Source organism: Micromonospora sp. HM134 (assembly GCF_007833915.1).
GTDB classification, from domain to species: domain Bacteria; phylum Actinomycetota; class Actinomycetes; order Mycobacteriales; family Micromonosporaceae; genus Micromonospora; species Micromonospora wenchangensis.
In genome coordinates, this window is sequence record NZ_CP041061.1 from 6,328,751 (window position 1) to 6,350,237 (window position 21,487).

Here is a 21,487-nt window from a genome sequence, read left to right on the forward strand (position 1 = left end):
TAGCGAGAGGCCGACGTGTCGGAGGAGCCACCCGCGCTGACCGCGGCGGAGGAACTCGCCCTCGCCCGGCTCGCGCTCGACGAGGGCGACCTGGCCCACGCCGCCGACCACCTCGCCGCCGCGCTGGTGCTGGCACCGACCCTGCCCGACACGCACGAGACGCTCACCCGGATCGCAGCCGCCTCGGGCGGTGACCTCGACCTCTTCCCGCTCGGCCAGCGGGCACACGTCGGGGCCGTGGTCGCCCGCGCCCACCTGCTCGCCGCCGCCGGCCGCCCGGCCGAGGGGCTCGACCTGCTGGTCGCCGCCACCGGCCACGCCCCCGGCGTCGACTGGGCCGGGGTGCCCTGGGTCACCGCCCCCGAGCTTGCCGAACGGCTCGACCCGGACCGCTGCGCCCGCATCCTCATGCAGGTCTGCGCCGCGGTGCCCGACCCGGTGCCCCGCGCCGGGCGGGCGCCCCTGCTGCCGTACCTCACCCTGGCCCGGCACGCGGTCGCCGCGTACCCCCGGCACGCGCTGCTGCTCGGCGCGGCGTCCGCGCTGGCCCGGCGGCTCGGCGAGGTCACCCTCGCGGTCACCTGGGCCAGCCGGGGGGTACGCGAGACGCCGTCCAAACTCGGCGAGGTCTGGCTCGGGTACGCCTACCGCAGCGCCGGGCGGACCCGCGACGCCCTGGCCGCGCTGGAACGGGCCGTCGGGCACGACCCCGACGACCTGGCCGTCTACGCCGACATCGCCGGCACCCTGGCCGACCACGGCCGGCTCGACGAGGCCCTCGGCTGGACCGACCGGGCGCTGGCCCGCGACCCGACCTTCGACTGCGCGGTGCACACCGCGCACCGGCTGCGGTTCCTGCGCGACGGCGACGTGGCGCACCTGGTCGACCTCGCCGACTTCACCCGGGACCACCCGGACGACAGCCACGAGCACACCGACCTCGCCGAGTCCTGCCGGGGACGCCCCTGGCTGGGGCAGGTCACCCCGGCGACCGGCGCGATGGTCGACGCGCTGCGGCGCACGCTCGCCGCCGACGGTTTCCCCGACGCGGCGGTACGCCTGACGACCCCGGAACCGCCGAGCGCGATGCGTACGGTCGCCGCCGCCGTGCCCGGCCTGCACGTCGAGGTGACCGGGGTGGCCGAGCCGGACCCCCGCGAGCCGCGTCGGGCCACCGGCTACCGGCTCTGGCGTTACGAGGGCACCACGGTCGCGCCGGCCCTGCCGATCCCGTCCCCGGTCGCCGCCGAGCGGGTACGCCACCTGGCCCACCCCGCCTGGCCGCACCCACCGGCCGCGTACGACGCGGCGGTCGGGCTGGCCACCCTGGACCTGGCCGACCTGCTGGGCCTGCTGGTGCACCCGCCCGACGCGCCGCCGACCGCGCTGGGCCGGGTGCTCACCGGTCAGGACCCGTCGCTGTGGGTCCGTTGCGTCCAGGTCTGGGCCTGCCTCGGCCTGCTGCACCACCGTACCGACGAGCCGTGGGCGACCTCGACCCGTCGCCGGGTGCTGGTGGAGCTGATCTGGGGCGTGGAGGACTGGATCACCGAGGCGGCGCTGTTCGCCCTGGTCACCGCCGCCTGGGTGGACCCGCCGGTACGCCCCGACGTGGCCGGGCTGGTGGCCGAGCGGCTCGCCGACGTGGCGGCCGTCGCGCAGGGCCGGCCGGTGCCGATCGCCGTCTCCCTGGCCCACCTGGCGCTGGCCGCCCCGGCCGTGGACCCGGACACCACCGCGCTGGCCCACCGGCTGCTCGCCACCCCGGCCCGGACCCGCCGGACCGGCCGGCTGGCCCGCGCCTGGCGTCGCCTCACCGCCGTGGTCCGCCGCACCCCTGACGCCCCCTGACGTCCTCCCCGCCGCCCCACCCACCATGATCGACTCATCGGGGCCGATGTAGCGGTATCCGAGTGGTCGGGATACCGCAAGGTCGGCCCAGTTGAGTCGATCATGACGACGGGGGTGGGAGCAGGCGACGCCACGCGGCCGGTCCGACCCCCGGCGGGGGCGGACCGGCCGCGACGGACGGGACGGGACGGGTCAGGAAACCGGGGCCTTGCCGAGGGCAACCTCGGCCTGCTCCTCGCCGGTGGCCTCCGGCGGCGGGACGTCGTTCGCGGTGCGGAGCGGGATCTCCTTGATGAACCAGGCGAGCACCGGCACCGCGATCGTGATGACCATCGCCCAGAAGAAGACGTGCGAGATGGCGTCGGAGAGACCGCCGAGGACCACCGCGCGCGCCTGCTCCGGCAGTTCCTTGAGCTTGTCCAGGTCCATCCCCCGGCCCTCGCCGGTGCCCCCCTCGAACGCGCTGCCGGCCGCCGAACCGGCGAGCCGGTTGGCGAAGATCGCGCCGAACAGCGAGATGCCGAACGAACCCCCGATGGAGCGGAAGAAGGTGGCCGCGCCGCTGGCCGCGCCGAGGTCCTTCTGCTCCACGCTGTTCTGCGCGATCAGCATCGAGGTCTGCATCAGGAAGCCCATGCCGGCGCCGAGGACCAGCATGTAGAGCGACGACTCGACCTTGCCGGTGTCGACCTCCAGCCGGGACAGCAGCGCCATGCCGGCGGCCATCACCACGCCGCCGACGATCGGGAACATCCGGTAGCGGCCGGTGCTGGTGATGGTCCGGCCGACCACCAGCGACACCACCAGCATGCCGAACATCAGCGGGAGCAGGAGCAGGCCGCTGTTGGTGGCCGAGGCGCCCTGCACGGTCTGCTGGTAGAGCGGCAGGAAGTTCATCGCGCCGAACATGGCGAAGCCGAGCAGGAAGCCGATCATCGAGATCAGCGCGAAGTTGCGGTTGGCGAAGAGGCCGAGCGGCAGGATCGGCTCGACGACCCGTCGCTCCACGATGCCGAACGCCACCAGGCTGACCAGGGCCAGCACCGCGAGGCCGAAGATCTGCGCGGAGACCCAGTCGTACTCGTTGCCGCCCCAGGTGGTGATCAGGACGATCGCGGTGATGCCGACGGAGAGCAGCCCCGCGCCCAGCCAGTCGATCCGGTGCTCGGTGCGGTACTTCGGCAGGTGCATGGTGGTGGCCAGGATCAGCAGCGCGAGGCCACCGAGCGGCAGGTTGACGTAGAACGCCCAGCGCCAGGAGAGGTTGTCGGTGATGAAGCCGCCGACCAGCGGGCCGGCGACCATGGCGACCGCCATGATGGCGGCGATCATGCCCTGGTAGCGGCCCCGCTCGCGCGGCGGCACCAGGTCACCGATGATCGCCATCACGCCGACCATCAGACCGCCGGCGCCCAGCCCCTGCACCGCCCGGAACGCGATCAGCTCGACCATCCCGTTGCCGGTGCCGCCCAGCATCTCCGAACCGGACATCCCGCACAGCGCCGAGCCGACCAGGAAGATGACCACCGAGGTCAGGAAGACCGCCTTGCGGCCGTAGAGGTCGCCGAGCTTGCCCCAGATCGGGGTGGAGACGGTGGTGCCCAGCACGTAGGCGGTGACCACCCAGGTGAAGTGGTTGACACCGCCGAACTCGCTGACGATCCGTGGCAGCGCCGTGCTGACGATCATGTTGTCGAGCATCGCGAGCATCATCGCGATCATGAGGCCGAACAGCACCACCCGGATGTTGGGTTTCGCCCTCGCCTGGGTTTCCTGAGTCATGGGTAAGCTCCCCCGGAGATCTGTCGCACTTACTTGCCGCCCGGCTAGTCACCTTACTAGCCGCACGGTAAGTTGGACAGCGGGACCCCGTCAAGCGAGTTGGGTGGTAGATACAGGTGACTCAGAGCACAGGCGGCACGCGTGAGCGCATCCAGGCCGTCGCCCTGGAGCTCTTCACCGAGCAGGGATACGAGAAGACCTCGCTGCGGGAGATCGCCGAGCGGCTCGGCGTCACCAAGGCCGCCCTCTACTACCACTTCAAGAGCAAGGACGAGATCGTCAACAGCTTCGTCGAGGACCGGTTGCACCGGATGGACGAGCTGATCGACTGGGCCCGCGACCAACCGGCCAGCCGGGCCACCCGGCGGGAACTCGTCAGCCAGTACGCCGACATGATGTTCGCCACCGGGCAGTCCCAGGTGATGCGCTTCTTCGAACAGAACCAGACCGTGCTCAAGAGCCTCGCCGCCGGTCAGCAGATGCGCGAGCGGATGTACCAGCTCGCCGACGCGATCTGCCTCGGTGACGACTCCCCCCGGGCCCAGCTCCGGGCGACGCTGGTGCTGTTCGCCGTACACAGCAGCTGGTTCGCCGTCCGCACCCCGGACATCACCGACGACGAACGCAAGAAGATCGCCCTTGAGATCGCCGACGAACTGCTGGCCGGCATCGAAGAGGGCGGCCCGGCGGACCGCTGACCGGCACTCAGCCGACGGCGGGCCGGTCCGGACCGGCGGGCAGCGCCATCCGCAGGGCCAGCAGGTCGACACCGGGCAACGGCGACCAGTCCCGCTGCGGGGTACGCACGAAACCGAGCCCCGCGTACAGCCGATGGGCGGCGTCGGCGAGCCCGCTGCGGACACAGATGACCATCGCCGAGCAGCCCTGCTCCACCGCCCGGGACAGGCAGGCCCGCACCAGCGCCACCCCCGCGCCCCGCCCCTGGGCGGCCGGGTCCACCGCCAGCATCCGGAACTCCGCCTCACCCGGCCCGGACAGCTCCGCGTACGGGCTGCCGGGCAGCACGTACGTGACCGAGCCGAGAATCGTGCCGGTAGCCCCGTCGACGGCGACCAGGATCTCGCCGTGCTCCGCCCGAGCGGCCACGTCGGCCAGCACCCCGCCGTAGCCGTTCTCGCCCTTGAGCTGACCGTCGGCCTCGTACGCGGCGACGGTCAACCGGGCCACCGCCGGGAACTCGGCCGGTACGGCCCGCCGGACCAGCAGCCCGGTCGACCGGTCGCCGGGAATCAACCGATCACCGCGATCAGGTCACCGTCCTGCACCACGTCGCCCTCGTTGACCGCGAGCTGCTCGACCACCCCGTCGGACTCGGCGACGACCGGGATCTCCATCTTCATCGACTCCAGGATCACCAGCGTGTCCCCCTCGGAGACGGTGTCCCCGGTCGACGCGACGACCTTCCACACGTTGGCCACCATCTCGGCGCGGATCTCCTCGGCCATCACGGCCCTCCCTCTCCACCGGGTGTGTCTGCGTCGGTATCCAATCACGTACCGACCCCGCGTGGGCGGGAGAGCGCCACGCCCGCCCCGGCGTACCGCTGCCGCCCCGGCGCACGACGGCGTCCGCCTGCCGCACTAGCATCATCAGGTCGGACCCGACGCCGGGAGGCCGGCGGCGTGCACGCGGTCGCGGGTCGACCGCAGCAGGGGTCGGACCCATCACGAGGAGGTCAGCATGGCGAAGAAGGCCCGTAAGAAGAAGGCCCGCAAGAAGAGCGGCGCGAACCACGGCAAGCGCCCCAACTCCTGAGCCGTTGCGGGGGGCGACCGCCGCGACGTCAGGCCCGGCCCCGCGCCGGACACACCGGTGGCCCGGGTCGAGCGACCCGGGCCACCGTCATGTGTTCGTCCCGTCCATGGCGGTCCGCCGTGCGGGTGTCACTCGGCGAGTTCGCGGGACTCGCTGGGCTCGAAGACCACCAGCTCGGTGAGGCGTATCCGCAGCCGCTCGCGCAGCTTGTCGGGGGCGGTCTCGTTGCCGCAGCACCGGGCCACCAGCGCCCGCACCTCCTGCTCGATGCCGTACTCGCGCAGGCAGGGCCCGCACTCGTCCAGGTGGTGGCGGATCAGCGAACGGCGTTCGTCGGCGCACTCCAGGTCGAGGTAGAGGTAGACCTCCGCGAGCACTTCCCGGCAGTCCGTCTCGTGCGGCTCTCCACAGCTCACGTCACACCTCCCGACCGGCAGTGGCGGTGGTCGAACCCTTCGCGGGCTGCGCGGCGCTGAAGCCGCGCTCCGCGGCGTACCGCTCCAGCAGCTTTCGCAGGTTACGACGCCCGCGGTGCAACCGGGACATCACGGTGCCGATCGGCGTGCCCATGATGTCGGCGACCTCCTTGTACGAGAAGCCCTCGACATCGGTCAGGTAGACGGCCAGGCGGAACTCCTCCGGCAACTGCTGGAGGGCCTCCTTGACGTCGGTGTCCGGCAGCCGGTCCAGTGCCTCGGTCTCGGCCGACCGCAACCCGCTGGAGGTGTGCGACTCGGCCTCGGCGAGCTGCCAGTCGGTGATCTCCTCGGTGGGCGCCTGGATCGGCTGGCGCTGCCGCTTGCGGTAGGAGTTGATGTAGGTGTTGGTCAGGATCCGGTAGAGCCAGGCCTTCAGGTTGGTGCCCTGCTCGAACTGGTGGAAGGCGGCGTACGCCTTCAGGTACGTCTCCTGGACCAGGTCCTCGGCGTCGGCCGGGTTACGCGTCATCCGCAGCCCGGCGGCGTAGAGCTGATCGACGAAGGGCATCGCGTCCCGCTCGAAACGGGCCCTGCGTTCGTCCGTCTTCTCGGTGGTCAACCGCACATCCCCTCGCGTCGGATGCTGTCCCGCCGAGGATACGCGGACGGACCGGTCCGCAGCTTCGGTTCTGCCGGGTGTGCCCGTGCTCACCACCCGGGGGCCGGTCCCCACCGCCGGCCAGTCCGGACCGTCGAGCAGCCGTCTGAGCTGCCGCGCGTCCCGATCGTCCCGCTCCCGGCTCCGCGTCTCTGTCGGCACCGGTCACCCCCCTCGCCAGATTCCTCGTCCGGGAGTCGTAACACCCGACCGACGGCCGCACATTCCACCGGCCCCCGCTCCTGGTCCCGGCCCACCGGTCGGCTACCGGAGGACTGGGACCAGGAAGGGCCTGGGAGGGACGGTCCCGACCGCCCGAACCGGAAGGTCGACACCACCGGATGCAACGAGGGGTCCGCCGGGGCGGAAACGGGTGGTCAGCGCGGCGAACCGGCCCCGGGGCGCGGGGCGGTGGACGCGGTCAGCGGGCCCACCGGTGCGTACGCAGCCAGGCGAGCACCGCGGCGGCCACCCCGGCCGGGTCCTGGCGCAGGTCGTGACGTTCGCCACGGCGCACCACCACCTGCACCGCCCCGGCGGCGACGGGCAGCCCGAACGGGTCCCGGTCGCCGTTGACCACCAGCGTCGGCAGGCCGGTGACCAGCTCGTCGGCCCGGGAGCGCTCCGGGCGGCCGGGCGGGTGCAGCGGAAAGGCCAGGGCGACGACCCCGACCGCCCCCACCGGGCCGGCCGTCCGGCAGGCCACCCGGGCGCCGCTGGACCGGCCGCCGACCAGCAGCGGCAGGTCGGGGTGCCGGCGGCGCAACACGGCCAGCACCGCCGTCCACGCCTCGTCCAGGTGCCCGGCCGGGGCCGGGGCCCGCCGGCCGGCCACCCGGTAGGGCTGGGTCACCCGGGCCACCAGCACTCCGGCGTCGCGGGCGGCGTCGCGCACGGCGAGCAGGTCCGGCGCGTCCACCGAGCCGCCGGCCCCGTGACCGAGCACCAGCAGGGACGTCGGCGGGCCGGTCGGCCGGTCGGTGTCGACCCGGGCCGGGCCGCGCGGGGTGTCGAGCTGCGTGGAGCGGGGCATCCGGCCATTCTGCGCCGTGGCCGGCGGCGCGCTCAGCTCAACGGCACCAGGGTGAGCAACTGGTCGCGGACCGGTGGGCCGGCGTCACCGGCCGTGCCGGAATCGGCCCCGACCTCGCCCCGCCAGGCGACCAGCATGGCCCGGCGCTCGCGGGGCGTGGTGCCGCCCCACACGCCGTGGGTGTCGCCCACCTCCAGCGCCCAGGCCAGGCAGGAACCCTGCACGTCGCAGCTGCGGCAGAGCGCGACCGCCGCGTCGGCCGGTTCGTTGGGCGCCGGAAAGAACGTCTCCGGATCCACGCTCTGGCAGGTACCTCTGGTCCGCCAGGCATCGTCGGAACGACGGTCCCGCAACGCCCGGAGCAGTCGCGGATCGCGTCGTGCGGCGGCCACCTCGTGCGGTCGGGGCATACGTGCCCGGGTCATCACACCCACCTCCCCCGTGGGACCGGCAAGATCGACGGGCGTCGTTCGCACTGCGCGAGGACGCTCCCAGTGCCAGCGCTGTGTTGTATCGCACTGTCGGCTACGGGGACAAGGGGTGTGCCGGAAAGATGGCAAAAGATCCGAGCGACGTTTCACCCGGAACTCTGGCAATTCGTACGCGCCAATGTCACCTATTGCGATCAGAACAGCGCGCTCTCCCCGTGGGAGCGTTCCCCGTCCGGCGTCACCCGGACGGTCAACTCCGGGCCGTCGTTACGCACGTCGCCCACCGCGGTGCCCACCGGCCGGATCTCCAGCCCGGCGAGCCACTCCGCCGACGGCGGGACCAGCAGCGCCGCCGGATCGTCGGCCGGGGCGAGCCAGTCCGCCCACCGGTCGGGCGGCAGCAGCAACGGCATCCGGTCGTGCACCTCGGCCAGCTCGCCCACCGCCGCCGTGGTGAGCACGCTGAACGTGAGCGTCGACTCCCACCGCGACCAGATGCCGGCCAACGCCAGCACCGAACCGTCCCGCGGGGTCATGAAGTAGGGCTGCTTGCCGCCACCGGCCCGGCGCACCCACTCGTACCAGCCGTCGGCCGGGACCAGGCAGCGGCGGCGGGCGAACGGCAGGGCGTACGCCCGGCTGGTGGCGACCGTCTCGACCCGCGCGTTGATCATGCGGGCCGCCCCGGCGGCCGACTTCGCCCAGTGCGGCACCAGCCCCCAGCGGCCCACCGAGAGCGCCCGCCCCCGCTCCGGATCGACCCGCACCACCGGCACCCGGTCGGTCGGCGCGACGTTGTGGTCCGGCCGGATCCCGCCGTCGGTGTCGTCGTACGACTCGAAGACCGCGCTCAGGTCCCCGGAACTCCGGGTCGTCGCGTACCTGCCGCACATGGCCCTACGCTAGCCCCCCGCGCCGCCGTCGGCTGTCCCGCCCACCGGGAGTCGGCCCGTCGGCAGTCTCGAAATCGCCGTCGGGTTGGCAGAATGTGACCGTGGGAAACCTGACCGCCACCCGTCCGCAACAGCCCTGGGCCGCACCGACCGCCACCGACCCGGTCACCGCCGCCCTGCGCCTACCCGGCTCCAAGTCGATGACCGCGCGGGCCCTGGTGCTCAGCGCGCTGGCCGGTGGCCCGTCGACACTGCACGGGCCACTGCGCGCCCGCGACACCGAACTCATGGCGGGCGGGCTGCGGGCGATGGGCGCCCACGTCTCGGTCTCCGACGACGACCGCTGGCTCGTCCGGCCGCACCGGCTGGTCGGCCCGGCCCACGTCGACGTCGGGCTCGCCGGCACGGTGATGCGGTTCGTCCCGCCGGTCGCCGGGCTCACCGAGGGACGGGTCACCTTCGACGGCGACCCGCAGGCCCGGGTCCGGCCGCTCGGCCCGCTGATCGGCGCGCTGCGCTCGCTCGGCGTCCGGATCGACGCCCCGGAGACCGGCAGCCTGCCCCTGGTGGTGCAGGGCGTCGGCCGGGTCACCGGCGGCGAGGTGGTCATCGACGCGTCCGCGTCCAGCCAGCTCGTCTCCGGCCTGCTGCTCGCCGGGGCGCGCTTCGACCGGGGCGTGGTGGTCCGGCACCAGGGCCCGCCGGTGCCCTCCGCGCCGCACCTGCGGATGACCGTGCAGATGCTGCGGGCCGCCGGGGCGGCCGTCGACGACACCGTCCCCGACGTCTGGGTGGTCGAGCCGGGGCCGCTCGCCGGCCGGGGCTGGGAGATCGAACCCGACCTCTCCGGCGCGGTCCCCTTCTTCGCCGCCGCCCTGGTCACCGGCGGCGAGGTGACCCTACAGGGCTGGCCGCACAACAGCGTCCAGCCGGTCGAGCAGCTCCGCTCGCTGCTGGACCGGATGGGCGGTGAGGTCACCCTCACCACCGCCGGGCTGACCGTGCGGGGCACCGGCACCGTGCACGGCCTGACCGCCGACCTGTCCGACGTCAGCGAGCTGACCCCCGCGCTGACCGCGCTCGCCATGCTGGCCGACTCGCCGTCGACGTTCACCGGCATCGGGCACATCCGGGGGCACGAGACCGACCGGATCGCCGCGCTGGCCCGGGAGTTCACCGGGCTCGGCGCCGACCTGACCGAAACCGCCGACGGGCTGGAGATCCGGCCCCGACCGCTGCGCGGGGGCGCCTTCCGCACCTACGCCGACCACCGGATGGCGCACGCCGCCGCGGTGGCCGGGCTCGCCGTCCCCGGCATCGAGGTGGACGACGTGGCGTGCACCTCGAAGACCATGCCGGAGTTCCCGGCACTATGGTCGGCGATGGTGACCGGCAAGAGCTGACGGCGGAGGGGGCAGGTCCTGACGACCAAGCGACGGGAGTACGACGAGGACGACGTACGGGTCCGGCCCGGCCGGTCCTCGCGTCCGCGTACCCGGACCCGCCCCCGGCACGACGACGCGGTCGACGGCTTCGTCATCGCCGTCGACCGGGGCCGGTACACCTGCGTGCTCCCCGACGACCCGGACGGTGTCGCGATCACCGCCATGCGGGCCCGTGAGCTGGGCCGCAAGTCGGTGGTGGTCGGCGACCGGGTGAGCCTCGTCGGCGACGTCTCCGGCGCGGACGGGGCGCTGGCCCGGATCGTCCGGATCGCCGAGCGGCGCTCGGTGCTGCGGCGTACCGCCGACGACGACGAGAACACCGCCGAGGGACGGCTGGAACGGGTGGTCGTCGCCAACGCCGACCAACTGGTGATCGTCAGCGCGTTGGCCGACCCGCCGCCCCGGACCGGCTTCATCGACCGTTGCCTGGTCGCCGCGTACGACGCCGACATCGAGCCGCTGCTCTGCCTGACCAAGGCCGACCTGGCCGGCCCGGAGCAGGTGGTCGGCTACTACACCGAACTGGAACTGCCGTACGTGCTCATCCGACCCGACTCCGACCTGGACGCGCTGCGGGCCTTGCTCGCCGGCCGGGTGTCGGTGCTGGTAGGACACTCCGGGGTGGGCAAGTCGACGCTTGTCAACCGGCTGGTGCCGGACGCGCTGCGGGCGGTCGGTGTGGTCAGCGCGATCGGCCGGGGCCGGCACACCTCCACCAGCGCCGTGGCGCTCCGGCTACCGCGTACCCCCGACGGCGACGGTGACCCGGGCTGGATCGTTGACACCCCGGGCATCCGCAGCTTCGGGCTGGCCCACGTCTCGGCCGAGAGCCTGCTGCACGGGTTCCCCGACCTGGTCGAGGGGACGGTGGACTGCCCACCCAACTGCCCGCACACCCCGGACGAGGCGGGCTGCGCCCTGGACGCCTGGGTGGCCGCCGGCAAGGCCGACCAGCGGCGGCTGGCCTCGTACCGCCGCCTGCTGGCCTCCCGCGCCGGCGAGGGCGACCCCCGTGAGGCGGAACGCAACCCCGGCGACCCCCTCGCCGGCTCCTGACCCACCCACCCTTCTCCCCCGCCCACCCGCGCGCCCCACCTCGCCCCGGCTCCGCGCCCGCCCCGCGCACGCTGCCCCGCCCCGCCCCGCCCTCACCGCCCCGGTGATCAAGAGGTTTGCGTCACGTGATCAAGAGGTTCGCGTCAATCTGGCGCTCCGCCATGACGCAAACCTCTTGATCACGCCAGCGGGAAGGGGCGGGGGGAGCGAGGGGGTGGGGTGGGAGAGGTGGGGGGAGCGGGGGGTTAGGGTTTCGGGGTGACGGGGTATGCGGGTGACATCGATCTTGCTCATCGGCTCGCGGATGCCGCCGATGCCATCGCGATGAGCCGGTTCCGGGCACTGGACCTGAGGGTGACGGCGAAGCCGGACCTGACTCCCGTGTCCGACGCGGACACCTCCGTCGAGCGGGAGATCCGGGCGTTGCTGGCCGCCCACCGGCCGGACGACGGGCTGCTCGGCGAGGAGTACGGCGAGCAGCCGGCCACCGGCCCGCACGACCGGCGGTGGGTGATCGACCCGATCGACGGCACCAAGAACTTCGTCCGGGGCGTGCCGGTGTGGGCCACCCTGATCGCCCTGTTGGAGGGGGACCGGCCGGTGGTCGGGCTGGTCTCCGCCCCGGCGCTCGGCCGGCGCTGGTGGGGCGCCAACGGTGTGGGGGCGTATGCGGGGCGCGACGCCGCCTCCGGCGAGCCGATCCGGGTCTCCGGGGTACGCGACCTCGCCGACGCCAGCTTGTGCTACTCGTCGCTGACCGGGTGGGAGGCGGCCGGCCGGCTGGACGCGGTGCTCCAGTTGATGCGCGACACCTGGCGCAGCCGCGCCTACGGCGACTTCTACGGCTACATGCTGCTGGCCGAGGGGGCACTGGACGTGATGGTGGAGCCGGAACTGTCGCTGTGGGACGTGGCCGCGCTGGTGCCGATCGTGACCGCCGCCGGGGGCACCATGACCACCCTGGAAGGCACCCCCGCCCCTGGTGGGACGGCATCCGGCGAGATCAGCGCGATCGCCACCAACGGGCCGCTGCACACCGACGTGCTGTCCCGGCTGGGTCGGCCAACCGCGCGCTGAACGCACCGGCCCTCTATTCTCGCCTGGTGGTGTCCTCCGGTTGGTGCTTCCTCGCGGCGATGATCATCGCGTACGGCTTCGCCAACATGCTCCAGTCGGTCGCCGCCGCCCGGACGACCGTGCACCACACCTTCGACCCGGGGCTGCTGCTGCGGCTGGCCGGGCACCGGACGTACCTGATCGGGCTGCTCTGCCAGGTGACCGGCTTCGTGCTGGCCTTCCTGGCCCGGCGCGACCTGCCGTTGTTCCTGGTGCAGGCGAGCGTGGCGGCGGGGCTGGGGGTGACCGCCCTGCTGGGGGTGGTGGTGCTCAAGTGGCGGCTGCCCGCCGCCGAGGTGGCGCTGCTGGTGCTGCTCTTCGCCGGGATCACCGCGCTGGTGCTCTCCGCCCAACCGGCCCCCTCCAAGGGGCTCGGCACCGCCGGCCTGGTCGCCCTGGCGCTGGCCCTCGGCGGAATCGGGCTGCTCGGCTTCTTCGCGGTACGCCTGCACGGGGCGCCCGGTTCGGTGGCGCTCGGCTCCCTGGCCGGGCTCGCGTTCTCCGCCGCCGCAGTCGCCGCCCGGCCGCTGGCCTCCGCCCCGTCGGCCGAGGAGTTCGTCCGTGACCCGCTGCTCTACCTGCTGATCGCCCATTCGCTGGTGGGTCAGCTGCTGCTCGGCCTGGCGATGCAGCGGGGCTCCACGACGGCTGCCGTCGCCGCGATGGACGCCGCCGGGGCGGTGCCCGCCGCGATCGTCGGCCTGCTGCTGCTCAACGACAAGATCTGGCCGGGCCGGGAGTGGCTGGCCGCCGTCGGCTTCCTGATCACCCTCGCCTCGGTCATCGGGCTCACCCGGTACGCCGCACCCCAGCACCACCACGCGGTGGCCCGCACCCGGGAACGCGCCATGGTGGGCGCGGTCCCCCGGGCCTGACCGGACGCGGGCCGGCCCCGCACGACGCCGGCACGGGCCGCAGGCCGCGTCGGCAATGAACGACACCGGCCGCAGGTCGTGTCGGCGGTGAAGGGCCCCGGTCAGACGCCGACCGGACCGGTGGTCGTCCCGGTGACCGGCGCCTCGACCTCGACCGCCACGGTGGCGTCCTGGCCGGCCGGCGGGTCGGCCTCGACGTCGACGGGCACCGTCTCGGGCACCTCGACCGGGGTACGCCGGCCCACCACCCGCTCGTAGAGCCGTTCCAGCGCGCCGGCCGTCCGCTCCCAGGTGTAGCTGCACCGCACCCGGTCCACCGCGGCGTGCCCGTAGGCGAACCGGCCCGCGTTGTCGGCGAGCAGCCGGCGCAGCGTCATGCCCAGCGTACGGACGTCGCCGGGGGGCACCAGCCGGCCGGTGACCTCGTCGACCACCGCGTCGGCGATGCCGCCCATGGCGTAGCCGACCACCGGCACCCCGCAGGCCATCGCCTCCAGCGACACCCGCCCGGCGGAGGAGTAGTGCGGGGTGCAGGCGACCACGTCGGCCGAGCGGTACCAGGTGGCGAGCTGGTCGTGCGGCACCGCGCCGACCAGGGTGACCTGGTCGGCGACCCCGGTACGCTCAGCCAGCTCGCGCAGCCGCCGGGCCTCCGCGTGGGTGGTGAGCTGGTCGGCCGGCGGCCCACCGGCGATCACCAGTTCCGCGTCGCCGACCAGCCGCATCGCCCGGATCAGGTCGTCCTGGCCGTGTCCGGGGGACAACCCGCCGACGGAGAGGATGCGGGCCCGCCGGTCGCGGGGGGCGGCCTCGCCGTCGGGGTGGAACCGTTCGACGTCCACCCCGGTCGGCACCATCGCCACCGAGGAGCGTTGCAGCCCCATCCGGGTCAGCTCGTCGACCTCGTCGTTGCACTGGGCGACGGCGACGTCCACCGCCCGGGTGAGCGCGCGCTCCAGCGGGATGCGTTCGCCGGGGCCGTCGTACTGGCGGCCGAGGTGGCGGCGCTGCTCGACGCCGAGCGAGTGGAAGGTCTGCACCACCGGGATGTCCGTCTCCCGGACCGCGTGCGCGGCGGCGAGGCCGCCGATCCAGTAGTGCCCGTGCACCACCTCCGGCGTCCACTCCCCCGCCCACCGGTCGGCCAACCAGCGGCCGAACTCGGGCACGTGCGGGACCAGGTCGCCGGTGGCGGTGGGCCGGGCCGGGCCGACGGGCACCCGTTCCACCCGGTACCCGTCGATCTCGACGCTCGCCGGCAGCGCCGGGTCGTCGCGGCGCTCGTACACCCGCACGTCGTGGCCGCGCCCGGCCAGCTCGCCGGCGACCCGAGCGACGTGCTCGTGGGTGCCGACGGGCGGTCCTTCGGCGTGCCGGGACGGCCCGGCGTGCGCGCAGACGAGGCCGACGCGCATGGTGCACCTCCATGCGATCTGCAAGGGATGGTCTCCGGTCAGAGCGTCCCATTAACCGGGGCCCCACGAGCCGAAACCTCGCAGATCGGAAGCGGTCAGCGGGCCGGTGGGCCGGCTGTGGGGCACCCCACACCGAGCCGTCCCGGTGCGGGCCCGACCGGGGTGAGCTGCGGGTCACCGGAAGGGTTCCACTGATCAGTGGCCGCGCGGCGGCATGACCCGGCCCGACCCGGGGTACCGAGCGGAGATGCCGATGACCCGTACCCCCGCCGTCGCCGCCGTGGTGGTCGCCGGCGTCACCGGCGGGTTCCACGCCACCCCGACGCCGCGCCCCGCCCGGCCCGGCGTCGCCGGGGAGGCGCCCCGCCCGGCCCGTGCCGATCGGGGGCGACGGCGATGAGCCGCGCCGACCTGCCGACCCCGGGGACTGTCCGGCACCCCCGGGCGGGGTGCCGGGTGGTGGCCGACGACTCCTCCGCGCTGGTCCGACTCGCCGGGATGCTGGAGCCGGTCGACGTCGACCGGGTACGCGACGCGCTGCTCGCCCGGCTCGTCGACCGGCCCGGTCCGATCGTGGTCGACCTGGCCGGGCTGCGTGCCGCGGGGTCGGCCGTCGGGCAACTGCTGGCCGGGGTACGTCGGGCGGTGCGCGACTGGCCCGCCGCCGACCTGCTGGTGGTCGACCCGACCGGGGCGCTCGCCGACGACGGGGCCGTGACGGAGCTGGCGGTCTACCCGACCCCGGCCGAGGCGACGGCGGCCCTGGCCCGTACGCCGATGGCGGCGGTGCTGACCGAGGAGCTGACGCCGGCGGTCGGGGCGGCCCGGTGGGCGCGGGAACTGGTGACCGACGGTTGTGCCCGGTGGGGCGTGCCGGAGCTGGCCGAGCCGGCCTGCATCGCGGTCACCGAGCTGGTCAACAACGTGGTGGCGCACGCGTCGACCCCGATGACGCTGCGGTTGGCCGCGCAGGGCGACACGGTGCACCTGGCGGTGCGGGACCGCTCCCGGCGGCAGCCCCGCTACGTGGGGCTGGCCCCGCCGACCTCGGCCGGCGGCCGGGGGCTGCTGCTGATCGACACGGTGGCCCGGCGTTGGGGCAGCACCATGCTGCCGGACGGCAAGGTGATCTGGTGCGTGCTGCACACCGAGGACGAGTCACACTGGCACCACGACTGATTGATGCCCTTTCGTCCCGATCCGGGGAGCGGGACCCGGTTACCCGGGCCATGCCAGTGGGTAGTGCTCAGCCATGCGCGACGACGAGTTCCCGACCCCCGTGTCCGACCCCGAGGCGCTCGGCCTGCCCGACACCGCCGACGACGACTCGACCGCCGACGACGACGTGCTGACCGGCCGGGAGGCCGACGGCCCGGACCCGGCCCAGCTGCCCGGCGACCGCACCCCGGTAGCCGTGGACCACTTCGGCACCACCGCCGACGAGCAGCTCGACGGCGAGTCGTTGGACTACAAGCTCGACCGCGAGCAGTACGAGCGACGGGCCGACGACCCGCTGGCCGGGCCGGTCGACCCGGACATCGCCGCCGAGGCGGAGAACGAGGAGGCCGCCGCGCAGGCCCAGCTCGACGCCGACGTGCTCGACCCGGGCCCCACCTCCGACCCGAACTCCCCGGTCTCGCTCTACGACCACGGCCAGCTCGGCACGGTCGCCGACGCGCAGGTGGGCCGGCTGGTCGAACCGGACGAGGGGGCCCGCACCGACCAGGAGACCGACAGCATCGCCTACGACGCGGGCGCGGCCGGCGGGGGCGCGAGCGCCGAGGAACTGGCCGTCCACGAGACCCGGCCGCCCGAGGCGCACTGACCTCAGTCGTCCAGGCCGCGCTCGATCGCGTAGCGGGTCAGCTCCACCCGGTTGTGCAGCTGGAGTTTGCCGAGCGTGTTCTGCACGTGGTTCTGCACGGTACGGTGCGACAGCCCGAGCCGCCCGGCGATCTGCTTGTAGGACAGCCCCTTCGCCACCAGCCGCAGCACCTCGGTCTCCCGATCGGTGAGCCGGGGTGCCGCGCCGGGCCCGTCGTCGCCGGTCCCGCCGGCCGGCGGGTCCGCGGCGAGCCGCCGGTACTCGCCCAGCACCAGACCGGCCAGGCCCGGGGTGAACACCGGCTCACCGGCCGCCGTCCGGCGCACCGCGTCCAGGAACTCCGCCGGGGCCGCCGACTTCAGCAGGTAGCCGGTGGCCCCGGCCTTCACGGCGTCCAGCACGCCCTGCTGCTCGCCGCTGGCCGACAGCATCAGCACCCGGACCCGGGGCAGCGCGGCCCGCAGGCCCTGGATCACCTCCACCCCGGAGATGTCCGGCAGTTGCAGGTCGAGCACCACCACGTCGGGTCGGGCGGCGGCGGCCACCCGGACCGCCTGGCGGCCCTCCCCGCTGGTCGCCACCACCAGGTGCCCGGCCTCGGTGAGGTCCCGGGCCACCCCCTCCCGCCACATCGGGTGGTCGTCGACCACCATCACCCGTACCCCGGTCATCGGTTCCTCCTCGGCACCATCAGTTCGATCTCGGTGCCCTCCCCCGGCGTCGAGATGATCCGCACCTCGCCGCCGAGGTCGGTCATCCGTCCCCGGATGGCCTGCGCCACCCCCAGCCGGCCCTGCCGGGCCGCCTCGACCAGCCGCCCCTCCGGGATGCCCGGCCCGGCGTCGCGCACCGACACGGTCACCGTGTCGCCCTCGTCCTCGACGAGCACCCAGGCCCGCCCGTCGGCGTGCCGCCGCACGTTGTCCAGCGCCGCCGCCGTCGCGGCGGCCACCTCCCGGGCCACCGGCGCGGGCAGCGGCACCGGGGTCGCCGGGGCGGAGACCTGCACCGTCGCCGAGGCGTACCCGGACAGCAGGGACCGCAGGTCGACCTCGCCGACCGGGTCGGCGGGGGACGTCGGCGGGGCCCCGGAGATCAACGCGCGCAACGCCACCTCCTGCTGGCCGGCGAGCCGGGCCAGCTCACCGGCCTCCCCGTCGAGGTGCGCGCCGCGCCGCTGGACCAGGGACAGCACCTGGAGCACCGAGTCGTGGATGTCCCGGGCCAGCCGTTCCCGTTCCCGGGTCGCCGCCTCCAGCTCCACCGCCCGCTGCAACCGTTCCTCGGTGGTCACCGCCAGCCGGGCCACGTGCCCCACCACCGCGCCGGCGAGCAGCAGCAGGATCGCCCCGGTCAGCGAGGACGGGCCGATCCGGCCCCGGGTGGCGAGGTCGGTGCCGCCGATCAGCAGCGCGGCCACCGTGCCGCGCCGCCGCCCGCCGGAGACCGCCCAGGCCAGCACCGGGCCGGCCAGCCAGGCCACGGCCAGGGCGGGCACCCCGGCGGCCAGCGCCGGGCGTCCCACCACCCACGGCGTGACCGCCAGGATCGCCAGGACCACGCCGAGGTCGGCCAGGAGCAGCGGCCAGCGCCGGTTGGCCGGCCGGGCGTACCCGACCGCCGTCACCCCGGACCAGGCCAGCATCACCAGCAGTACGCCGCCCGCGGCGACCGGGTGGGCGTACCGGCCGGCGTCGCGCAGGACCAGCAGGCCGACGTACGCCAGCGAGGCGAAGCGGAAGACCGCGACGGAACGCCACAGCGGGTCGGCGAAACCTCCCGGCGGGGACGACGGCATGGCCGCCACGATGCCACAGTCCCCAGGTCAGCCGGCCGGGCCGGTCGGTGCGGACCGGAGAACCCTGACGTACGGTAGAAATAGCGTGAAAAACTCCGAGATCGCTGTCGGGACAGGGCCCATGACGAACGCAGAACTTCCCACACCGCGTACGGTGGTGCCCATCGAACCTTCCCTTCTCATCGCCGAGGCGTTCGACCAGGCACAGGTGACCGAGCTGAGACACTCGGTCAGCTCCTGCGCGCACGCGGCCGGACTGGCCGGGCAGCGGCTCGACGACTTCGTGCTGGCGGTCAACGAGCTGATCACCAACGCCGTCCGGCACGGCGGCGGCCGGGGCTGGCTGCGGCTCTGGCGCCGCCCCGGCGAGCTGGTCTGCGAGGTCTCCGACCACGGCAGCGGCATCAGCGAGCAGCGGCTCGACGACCGCAGCCGGCCCGCCCCGGACACCGCCGGCGGCTGGGGGCTCTGGCTGGCCCGGGAACTGAGCGACGCGATGGAGGTCGAGAGCGGCGCGGCCGGCACCACCGTGCGGATCAGCGCCGCCGCCGGCTGACCCGCCGGCCTGGTTCCGTCGGGCCCGGCTCCGTCGGCCTGGTGCCGGCCGTCGGTGCCGGTCAGCCGAACAGGGCGCTCACCGACTCGCCGTTGTGGATGCGGCGCATCGCCTCGGCCAGCGCCGGGGCCACCGAGAGCACCGTCAGCTTCGGCACCCGCTTGTCCGCAGGGATCGGCACGGTGTTGGTGCAGACGATCTCGCGTACCCCGTCGACGGCGGCGAGCCGGCTCAGCGCGCCGCTGGAGAACAGCCCGTGCGTGCAGGCCAGCCGGATCGACCGGACGTTGCGTTCGTGCAGGTGGCCGATCAGCTCGACCACTGTACTGCCCTTGGCGATCTCGTCGTCCAGCACGATCACGTCCCGGTCGGCCACCTCGCCGATCACCGTGCTGATGGTGACCCGGTCGTCGCTGAACCGCTGCTTCGCCCCGGCCGCGACCGGGGTGCCGAGCATCCGGGCGAACGCCGCCGCCTCCTTGGCGTTGCCCAGGTCCGGCGAGACCACCACCGTGTCACCCAGGTCGTGCCCCCGGAAGTGGGCGGCCAGCTCCCGCAGCGCGTGCAGGTGGTCGACCGGGACGCTGAAGAAGCCGTGCACCTGCGGCGAGTGCAGGGTCATCGCCAGCACCCGGTGGGCGCCGGCCGAGGTGAGCAGGTCGGCCACCAGCCGGCCGCCGATGGAGATGCGCGGCGCGTCCTTCTTGTCCGACCGGGCGTACGCGTAGTGCGGCAGGACCACGGTGATCCGGCCGGCCGACGCGCCCCGGGCCGCGTCGATCATCAGCAGCAGCTCGACCAGGTTCTCCTGCACCGGCGGCACCAGCGGCTGGATCAGGAAGACGTCGCGCTCCCGGCAGTTCGCCTGCAACTGCACCTCCAGGCAGTCGTTGGCGAACCGGGACACCCGCACCGGGTGCAGCGGCACCCCCAGGTGGGCGCAGATCTCGGCGGCGAGGTCGGGATGGGCGGTTCCACTGAACACGGCGATGTCACGCACGTCTGGAGATCGTACGGAACCGTGCCGGTTCTCCGGCCGACCCGGGCCGGGTACGGTGCCGAAATGACCGGAGAGTACGTCGCCGCCATCGATCAGGGCACCACCTCGTCGCGGTGCATCGTCTTCGACCGGGCCGGTGAGATCGTCGCCGTCGCGCAACGCGAGCACCGGCAGATCTTCCCCAGGCCCGGCTGGGTGGAGCACGACGCCGAAGAGATCTGGGCCAACGTCGAACGGGTCGTCCGCGACGCGCTGGCCGACGCCGGCACCGGCCCGGACGGGTTGGCCGCCGTCGGCATCACCAACCAGCGGGAGACCACCGTGGTCTGGGACCGGGCCACCGGCCGGCCGGTCGCCAACGCCGTGGTCTGGCAGGACACCCGTACCGGCCCGCTGCTACGCGAGCTGGCCGGGTCGTACGGCGAGGAGAAGCTGCGTGCCCGCACCGGGCTCACCCTGGCCACCTACTTCGCCGGCCCGAAGCTGCGCTGGCTGCTGGACAACGTCGACGGGCTGCGGGGGCGCGCCGAGCGGGGCGAGGTGCTGTTCGGCACGATGGACAGCTGGCTGATCTGGAAGCTGACCGGACGGCACGTCACCGACGTCACCAACGCCAGCCGGACCATGCTGATGAGCCTGGAGACCCTCGACTGGGACCCGGAGCTGCTCGACGCGCTGCGCGTCCCGGCCGCGATGCTGCCGCAGATCCGCAGCTCGGCGGAGGTCTACGGGACGGCCCACGGGGTGCTCGACGGGGTGCCGGTGGCCAGCGCGCTCGGCGACCAGCAGGCCGCCCTGTTCGGGCAGACCTGCTTCCAGCCCGGCGAGGCGAAGTGCACCTACGGCACCGGGAGTTTCCTGCTGCTCAACACCGGGGCCAGCCCGGTGCCGTCCAGCCACGGCCTGCTGACCACGGTGGCCTACCGGATCGACGGCCAGCCGGCCGCGTACGCCCTGGAGGGGGCGATCGCGGTGACCGGTTCGCTGGTGCAGTGGCTGCGGGACAACCTCGGGTTGATCTCCTCGGCCGCCGAGGTGGAGGATCTGGCCGCCACGGTGGACGACAACGGGGGCTGCTACGTGGTGCCCGCCTTCTCCGGGCTGTTCGCGCCGCACTGGCGTAGCGACGCCCGGGGGGTGATCGCCGGGCTGACCGGCTACATCACCAAGGGGCACCTGGCGCGGGCGGCGCTGGAGGCGTCGGCCTGGCAGACCCGCGAGGTGGTCGACGCGATGAACGCCGACTCCGACGTGGCGCTGCGCCGGCTGCGGGTCGACGGTGGAATGACCGCCAACGGGCTGCTGATGCAGTTCCTCGCCGACGTGCTGGCGGTGCCGGTGGTCCGCTCCCGGATCACCGAGACCACCTGCCTCGGCGCGGCGTACGCGGCCGGCCTGGCGGTCGGCTTCTGGCCCGACCTGGCCACCCTGCGCGCCCAGTGGCGTTCCGACGCGCAGTGGGAGTCCCGGATGGACCCGGCGCACCGGGAGCGGGAGCTGGGCCGGTGGCGCAAGGCGGTCGCCCGCACGCTCGACTGGGTCGACTGACTCCGACGGC

At 74.0% G+C, this 21,487-nt stretch carries 24 protein-coding genes; 12 read left to right on the forward strand and 12 right to left on the reverse strand.

Features of this window, described 5'->3' with window-relative positions; translation table 11 throughout:
• The first annotated feature begins 15 nt into the window (after window positions 1-15).
• A complete protein-coding gene (locus FJK98_RS27415) occupies window positions 16-1,851 on the forward strand; it encodes a tetratricopeptide repeat protein (RefSeq protein WP_145921534.1) in 1,836 nt (611 codons plus the stop codon).
• 192 nt (window positions 1,852-2,043) lie between these two features.
• On the opposite strand, the gene FJK98_RS27420 is transcribed toward FJK98_RS27415, so the two are convergent.
• Window positions 2,044-3,633 (reverse strand): MDR family MFS transporter, encoded by a 1,590-nt coding sequence (locus tag FJK98_RS27420; protein ID WP_145921535.1) that lies wholly within the window; start codon window positions 3,631-3,633, stop codon window positions 2,044-2,046.
• A 116-nt stretch (window positions 3,634-3,749) separates the two neighbouring features.
• Between FJK98_RS27420 and FJK98_RS27425 the strand changes: the two genes are divergently transcribed.
• Window positions 3,750-4,331, forward strand: a complete 582-nt coding sequence (locus FJK98_RS27425) for a TetR/AcrR family transcriptional regulator (RefSeq protein ID WP_145921536.1) — start codon at window positions 3,750-3,752, stop codon at window positions 4,329-4,331.
• Between the two features lie 7 nt (window positions 4,332-4,338).
• Here the strand turns inward: FJK98_RS27425 and FJK98_RS27430 are convergent, their stop codons facing one another.
• Complete coding sequence (locus FJK98_RS27430) at window positions 4,339-4,884, reverse strand: GNAT family N-acetyltransferase (RefSeq protein WP_145923029.1); 546 nt, start codon at window positions 4,882-4,884, stop codon at window positions 4,339-4,341.
• Window positions 4,884-5,099, reverse strand: a complete 216-nt coding sequence (locus tag FJK98_RS27435) for a biotin/lipoyl-binding carrier protein (RefSeq protein ID WP_145921537.1) — start codon at window positions 5,097-5,099, stop codon at window positions 4,884-4,886. The genes FJK98_RS27430 and FJK98_RS27435 overlap by 1 nt, the downstream gene beginning before the upstream one ends.
• Window positions 5,100-5,334: 235 nt before the next feature.
• Here FJK98_RS27435 and FJK98_RS34885 point away from each other — a divergent pair, with 235 nt between their 5' ends.
• On the forward strand, window positions 5,335-5,409 hold the full coding sequence (locus FJK98_RS34885) for a 50S ribosomal protein bL37 (RefSeq protein WP_369700219.1): 75 nt from the start codon (window positions 5,335-5,337) through the stop codon (window positions 5,407-5,409).
• A 128-nt stretch (window positions 5,410-5,537) separates the two neighbouring features.
• On the opposite strand, the gene rsrA is transcribed toward FJK98_RS34885, so the two are convergent.
• From rsrA to FJK98_RS27460, 5 genes are all read right to left on the reverse strand, one after another.
• Window positions 5,538-5,825: a mycothiol system anti-sigma-R factor gene (gene rsrA / locus FJK98_RS27440; RefSeq protein ID WP_145921538.1), complete on the reverse strand. Its 288-nt coding sequence runs from the start codon at window positions 5,823-5,825 to the stop codon at window positions 5,538-5,540.
• 1 nt (window position 5,826) lies between these two features.
• Window positions 5,827-6,648, reverse strand: a complete 822-nt coding sequence (locus FJK98_RS27445; RefSeq protein WP_088646016.1) for a sigma-70 family RNA polymerase sigma factor — start codon at window positions 6,646-6,648, stop codon at window positions 5,827-5,829.
• Window positions 6,649-6,907: 259 nt separating this feature from the next.
• On the reverse strand, window positions 6,908-7,519 hold the full coding sequence (locus FJK98_RS27450; RefSeq protein WP_145921539.1) for an alpha/beta family hydrolase: 612 nt from the start codon (window positions 7,517-7,519) through the stop codon (window positions 6,908-6,910).
• A gap of 32 nt (window positions 7,520-7,551) precedes the next feature.
• Entirely contained in the window at window positions 7,552-7,944 is a 393-nt protein-coding gene (locus tag FJK98_RS27455) for a WhiB family transcriptional regulator (protein WP_145921540.1), read from the reverse strand.
• Between the two features lie 200 nt (window positions 7,945-8,144).
• Window positions 8,145-8,843, reverse strand: a complete 699-nt coding sequence (locus tag FJK98_RS27460) for an SOS response-associated peptidase (RefSeq protein ID WP_145921541.1) — start codon at window positions 8,841-8,843, stop codon at window positions 8,145-8,147.
• Window positions 8,844-8,944: 101 nt separating this feature from the next.
• Here FJK98_RS27460 and aroA point away from each other — a divergent pair, with 101 nt between their 5' ends.
• From aroA to FJK98_RS27480, 4 genes are all read left to right on the forward strand, one after another.
• Window positions 8,945-10,246 carry a 3-phosphoshikimate 1-carboxyvinyltransferase gene (gene aroA, locus FJK98_RS27465; protein ID WP_145921542.1) on the forward strand — a complete coding sequence of 434 codons (1,302 nt, stop codon included), beginning with the start codon at window positions 8,945-8,947 and terminating at the stop codon, window positions 10,244-10,246.
• A gap of 204 nt (window positions 10,247-10,450) precedes the next feature.
• Complete coding sequence (rsgA, locus tag FJK98_RS27470; protein ID WP_145923030.1) at window positions 10,451-11,344, forward strand: ribosome small subunit-dependent GTPase A; 894 nt, start codon at window positions 10,451-10,453, stop codon at window positions 11,342-11,344.
• A 258-nt stretch (window positions 11,345-11,602) separates the two neighbouring features.
• Window positions 11,603-12,421 (forward strand): histidinol-phosphatase, encoded by an 819-nt coding sequence (gene hisN, locus FJK98_RS27475; protein WP_145921543.1) that lies wholly within the window; start codon window positions 11,603-11,605, stop codon window positions 12,419-12,421.
• 59 nt (window positions 12,422-12,480) lie between these two features.
• On the forward strand, window positions 12,481-13,335 hold the full coding sequence (locus FJK98_RS27480; protein WP_228544551.1) for a hypothetical protein: 855 nt from the start codon (window positions 12,481-12,483) through the stop codon (window positions 13,333-13,335).
• Between the two features lie 101 nt (window positions 13,336-13,436).
• On the opposite strand, the gene FJK98_RS27485 is transcribed toward FJK98_RS27480, so the two are convergent.
• Window positions 13,437-14,750 (reverse strand): glycosyltransferase, encoded by a 1,314-nt coding sequence (locus FJK98_RS27485; RefSeq protein ID WP_145921545.1) that lies wholly within the window; start codon window positions 14,748-14,750, stop codon window positions 13,437-13,439.
• 253 nt (window positions 14,751-15,003) lie between these two features.
• Here FJK98_RS27485 and FJK98_RS33390 point away from each other — a divergent pair, with 253 nt between their 5' ends.
• The 3 genes from FJK98_RS33390 (at window position 15,004) to FJK98_RS27495 (ending at window position 16,575) form a co-directional block, all read left to right on the forward strand.
• Window positions 15,004-15,150 (forward strand): hypothetical protein, encoded by a 147-nt coding sequence (locus tag FJK98_RS33390; protein ID WP_168222559.1) that lies wholly within the window; start codon window positions 15,004-15,006, stop codon window positions 15,148-15,150.
• Entirely contained in the window at window positions 15,147-15,929 is a 783-nt protein-coding gene (locus FJK98_RS27490) for an ATP-binding protein (RefSeq protein WP_145921546.1), read from the forward strand. Before FJK98_RS33390 ends, FJK98_RS27490 begins: the two co-directional genes overlap by 4 nt.
• 73 nt (window positions 15,930-16,002) lie before the next feature.
• Complete coding sequence (locus tag FJK98_RS27495; RefSeq protein WP_145921547.1) at window positions 16,003-16,575, forward strand: DUF5709 domain-containing protein; 573 nt, start codon at window positions 16,003-16,005, stop codon at window positions 16,573-16,575.
• Between the two features lie 2 nt (window positions 16,576-16,577).
• On the opposite strand, the gene FJK98_RS27500 is transcribed toward FJK98_RS27495, so the two are convergent.
• Together FJK98_RS27500 and macS are read right to left on the reverse strand one after the other, a co-directional pair.
• A complete protein-coding gene (locus FJK98_RS27500) occupies window positions 16,578-17,246 on the reverse strand; it encodes a response regulator transcription factor (protein ID WP_145921548.1) in 669 nt (222 codons plus the stop codon).
• Window positions 17,243-18,373, reverse strand: coding sequence for a MacS family sensor histidine kinase (gene macS, locus FJK98_RS27505; RefSeq protein WP_145921549.1), 1,131 nt, complete (start codon window positions 18,371-18,373; stop codon window positions 17,243-17,245). The genes FJK98_RS27500 and macS overlap by 4 nt, the downstream gene beginning before the upstream one ends.
• Before the next feature lie 121 nt (window positions 18,374-18,494).
• On the opposite strand from macS, the gene FJK98_RS27510 reads away from it, so the two are divergent.
• Window positions 18,495-18,929, forward strand: a complete 435-nt coding sequence (locus tag FJK98_RS27510) for an ATP-binding protein (RefSeq protein ID WP_145921550.1) — start codon at window positions 18,495-18,497, stop codon at window positions 18,927-18,929.
• Between the two features lie 61 nt (window positions 18,930-18,990).
• Here FJK98_RS27510 and FJK98_RS27515 read toward each other — a convergent pair whose 3' ends face one another.
• Entirely contained in the window at window positions 18,991-19,929 is a 939-nt protein-coding gene (locus FJK98_RS27515) for a ribose-phosphate pyrophosphokinase (RefSeq protein ID WP_145921551.1), read from the reverse strand.
• Between the two features lie 63 nt (window positions 19,930-19,992).
• Here FJK98_RS27515 and glpK point away from each other — a divergent pair, with 63 nt between their 5' ends.
• Complete coding sequence (gene glpK / locus FJK98_RS27520; protein ID WP_145921552.1) at window positions 19,993-21,477, forward strand: glycerol kinase GlpK; 1,485 nt, start codon at window positions 19,993-19,995, stop codon at window positions 21,475-21,477.
• Window positions 21,478-21,487 lie beyond the last annotated feature (10 nt).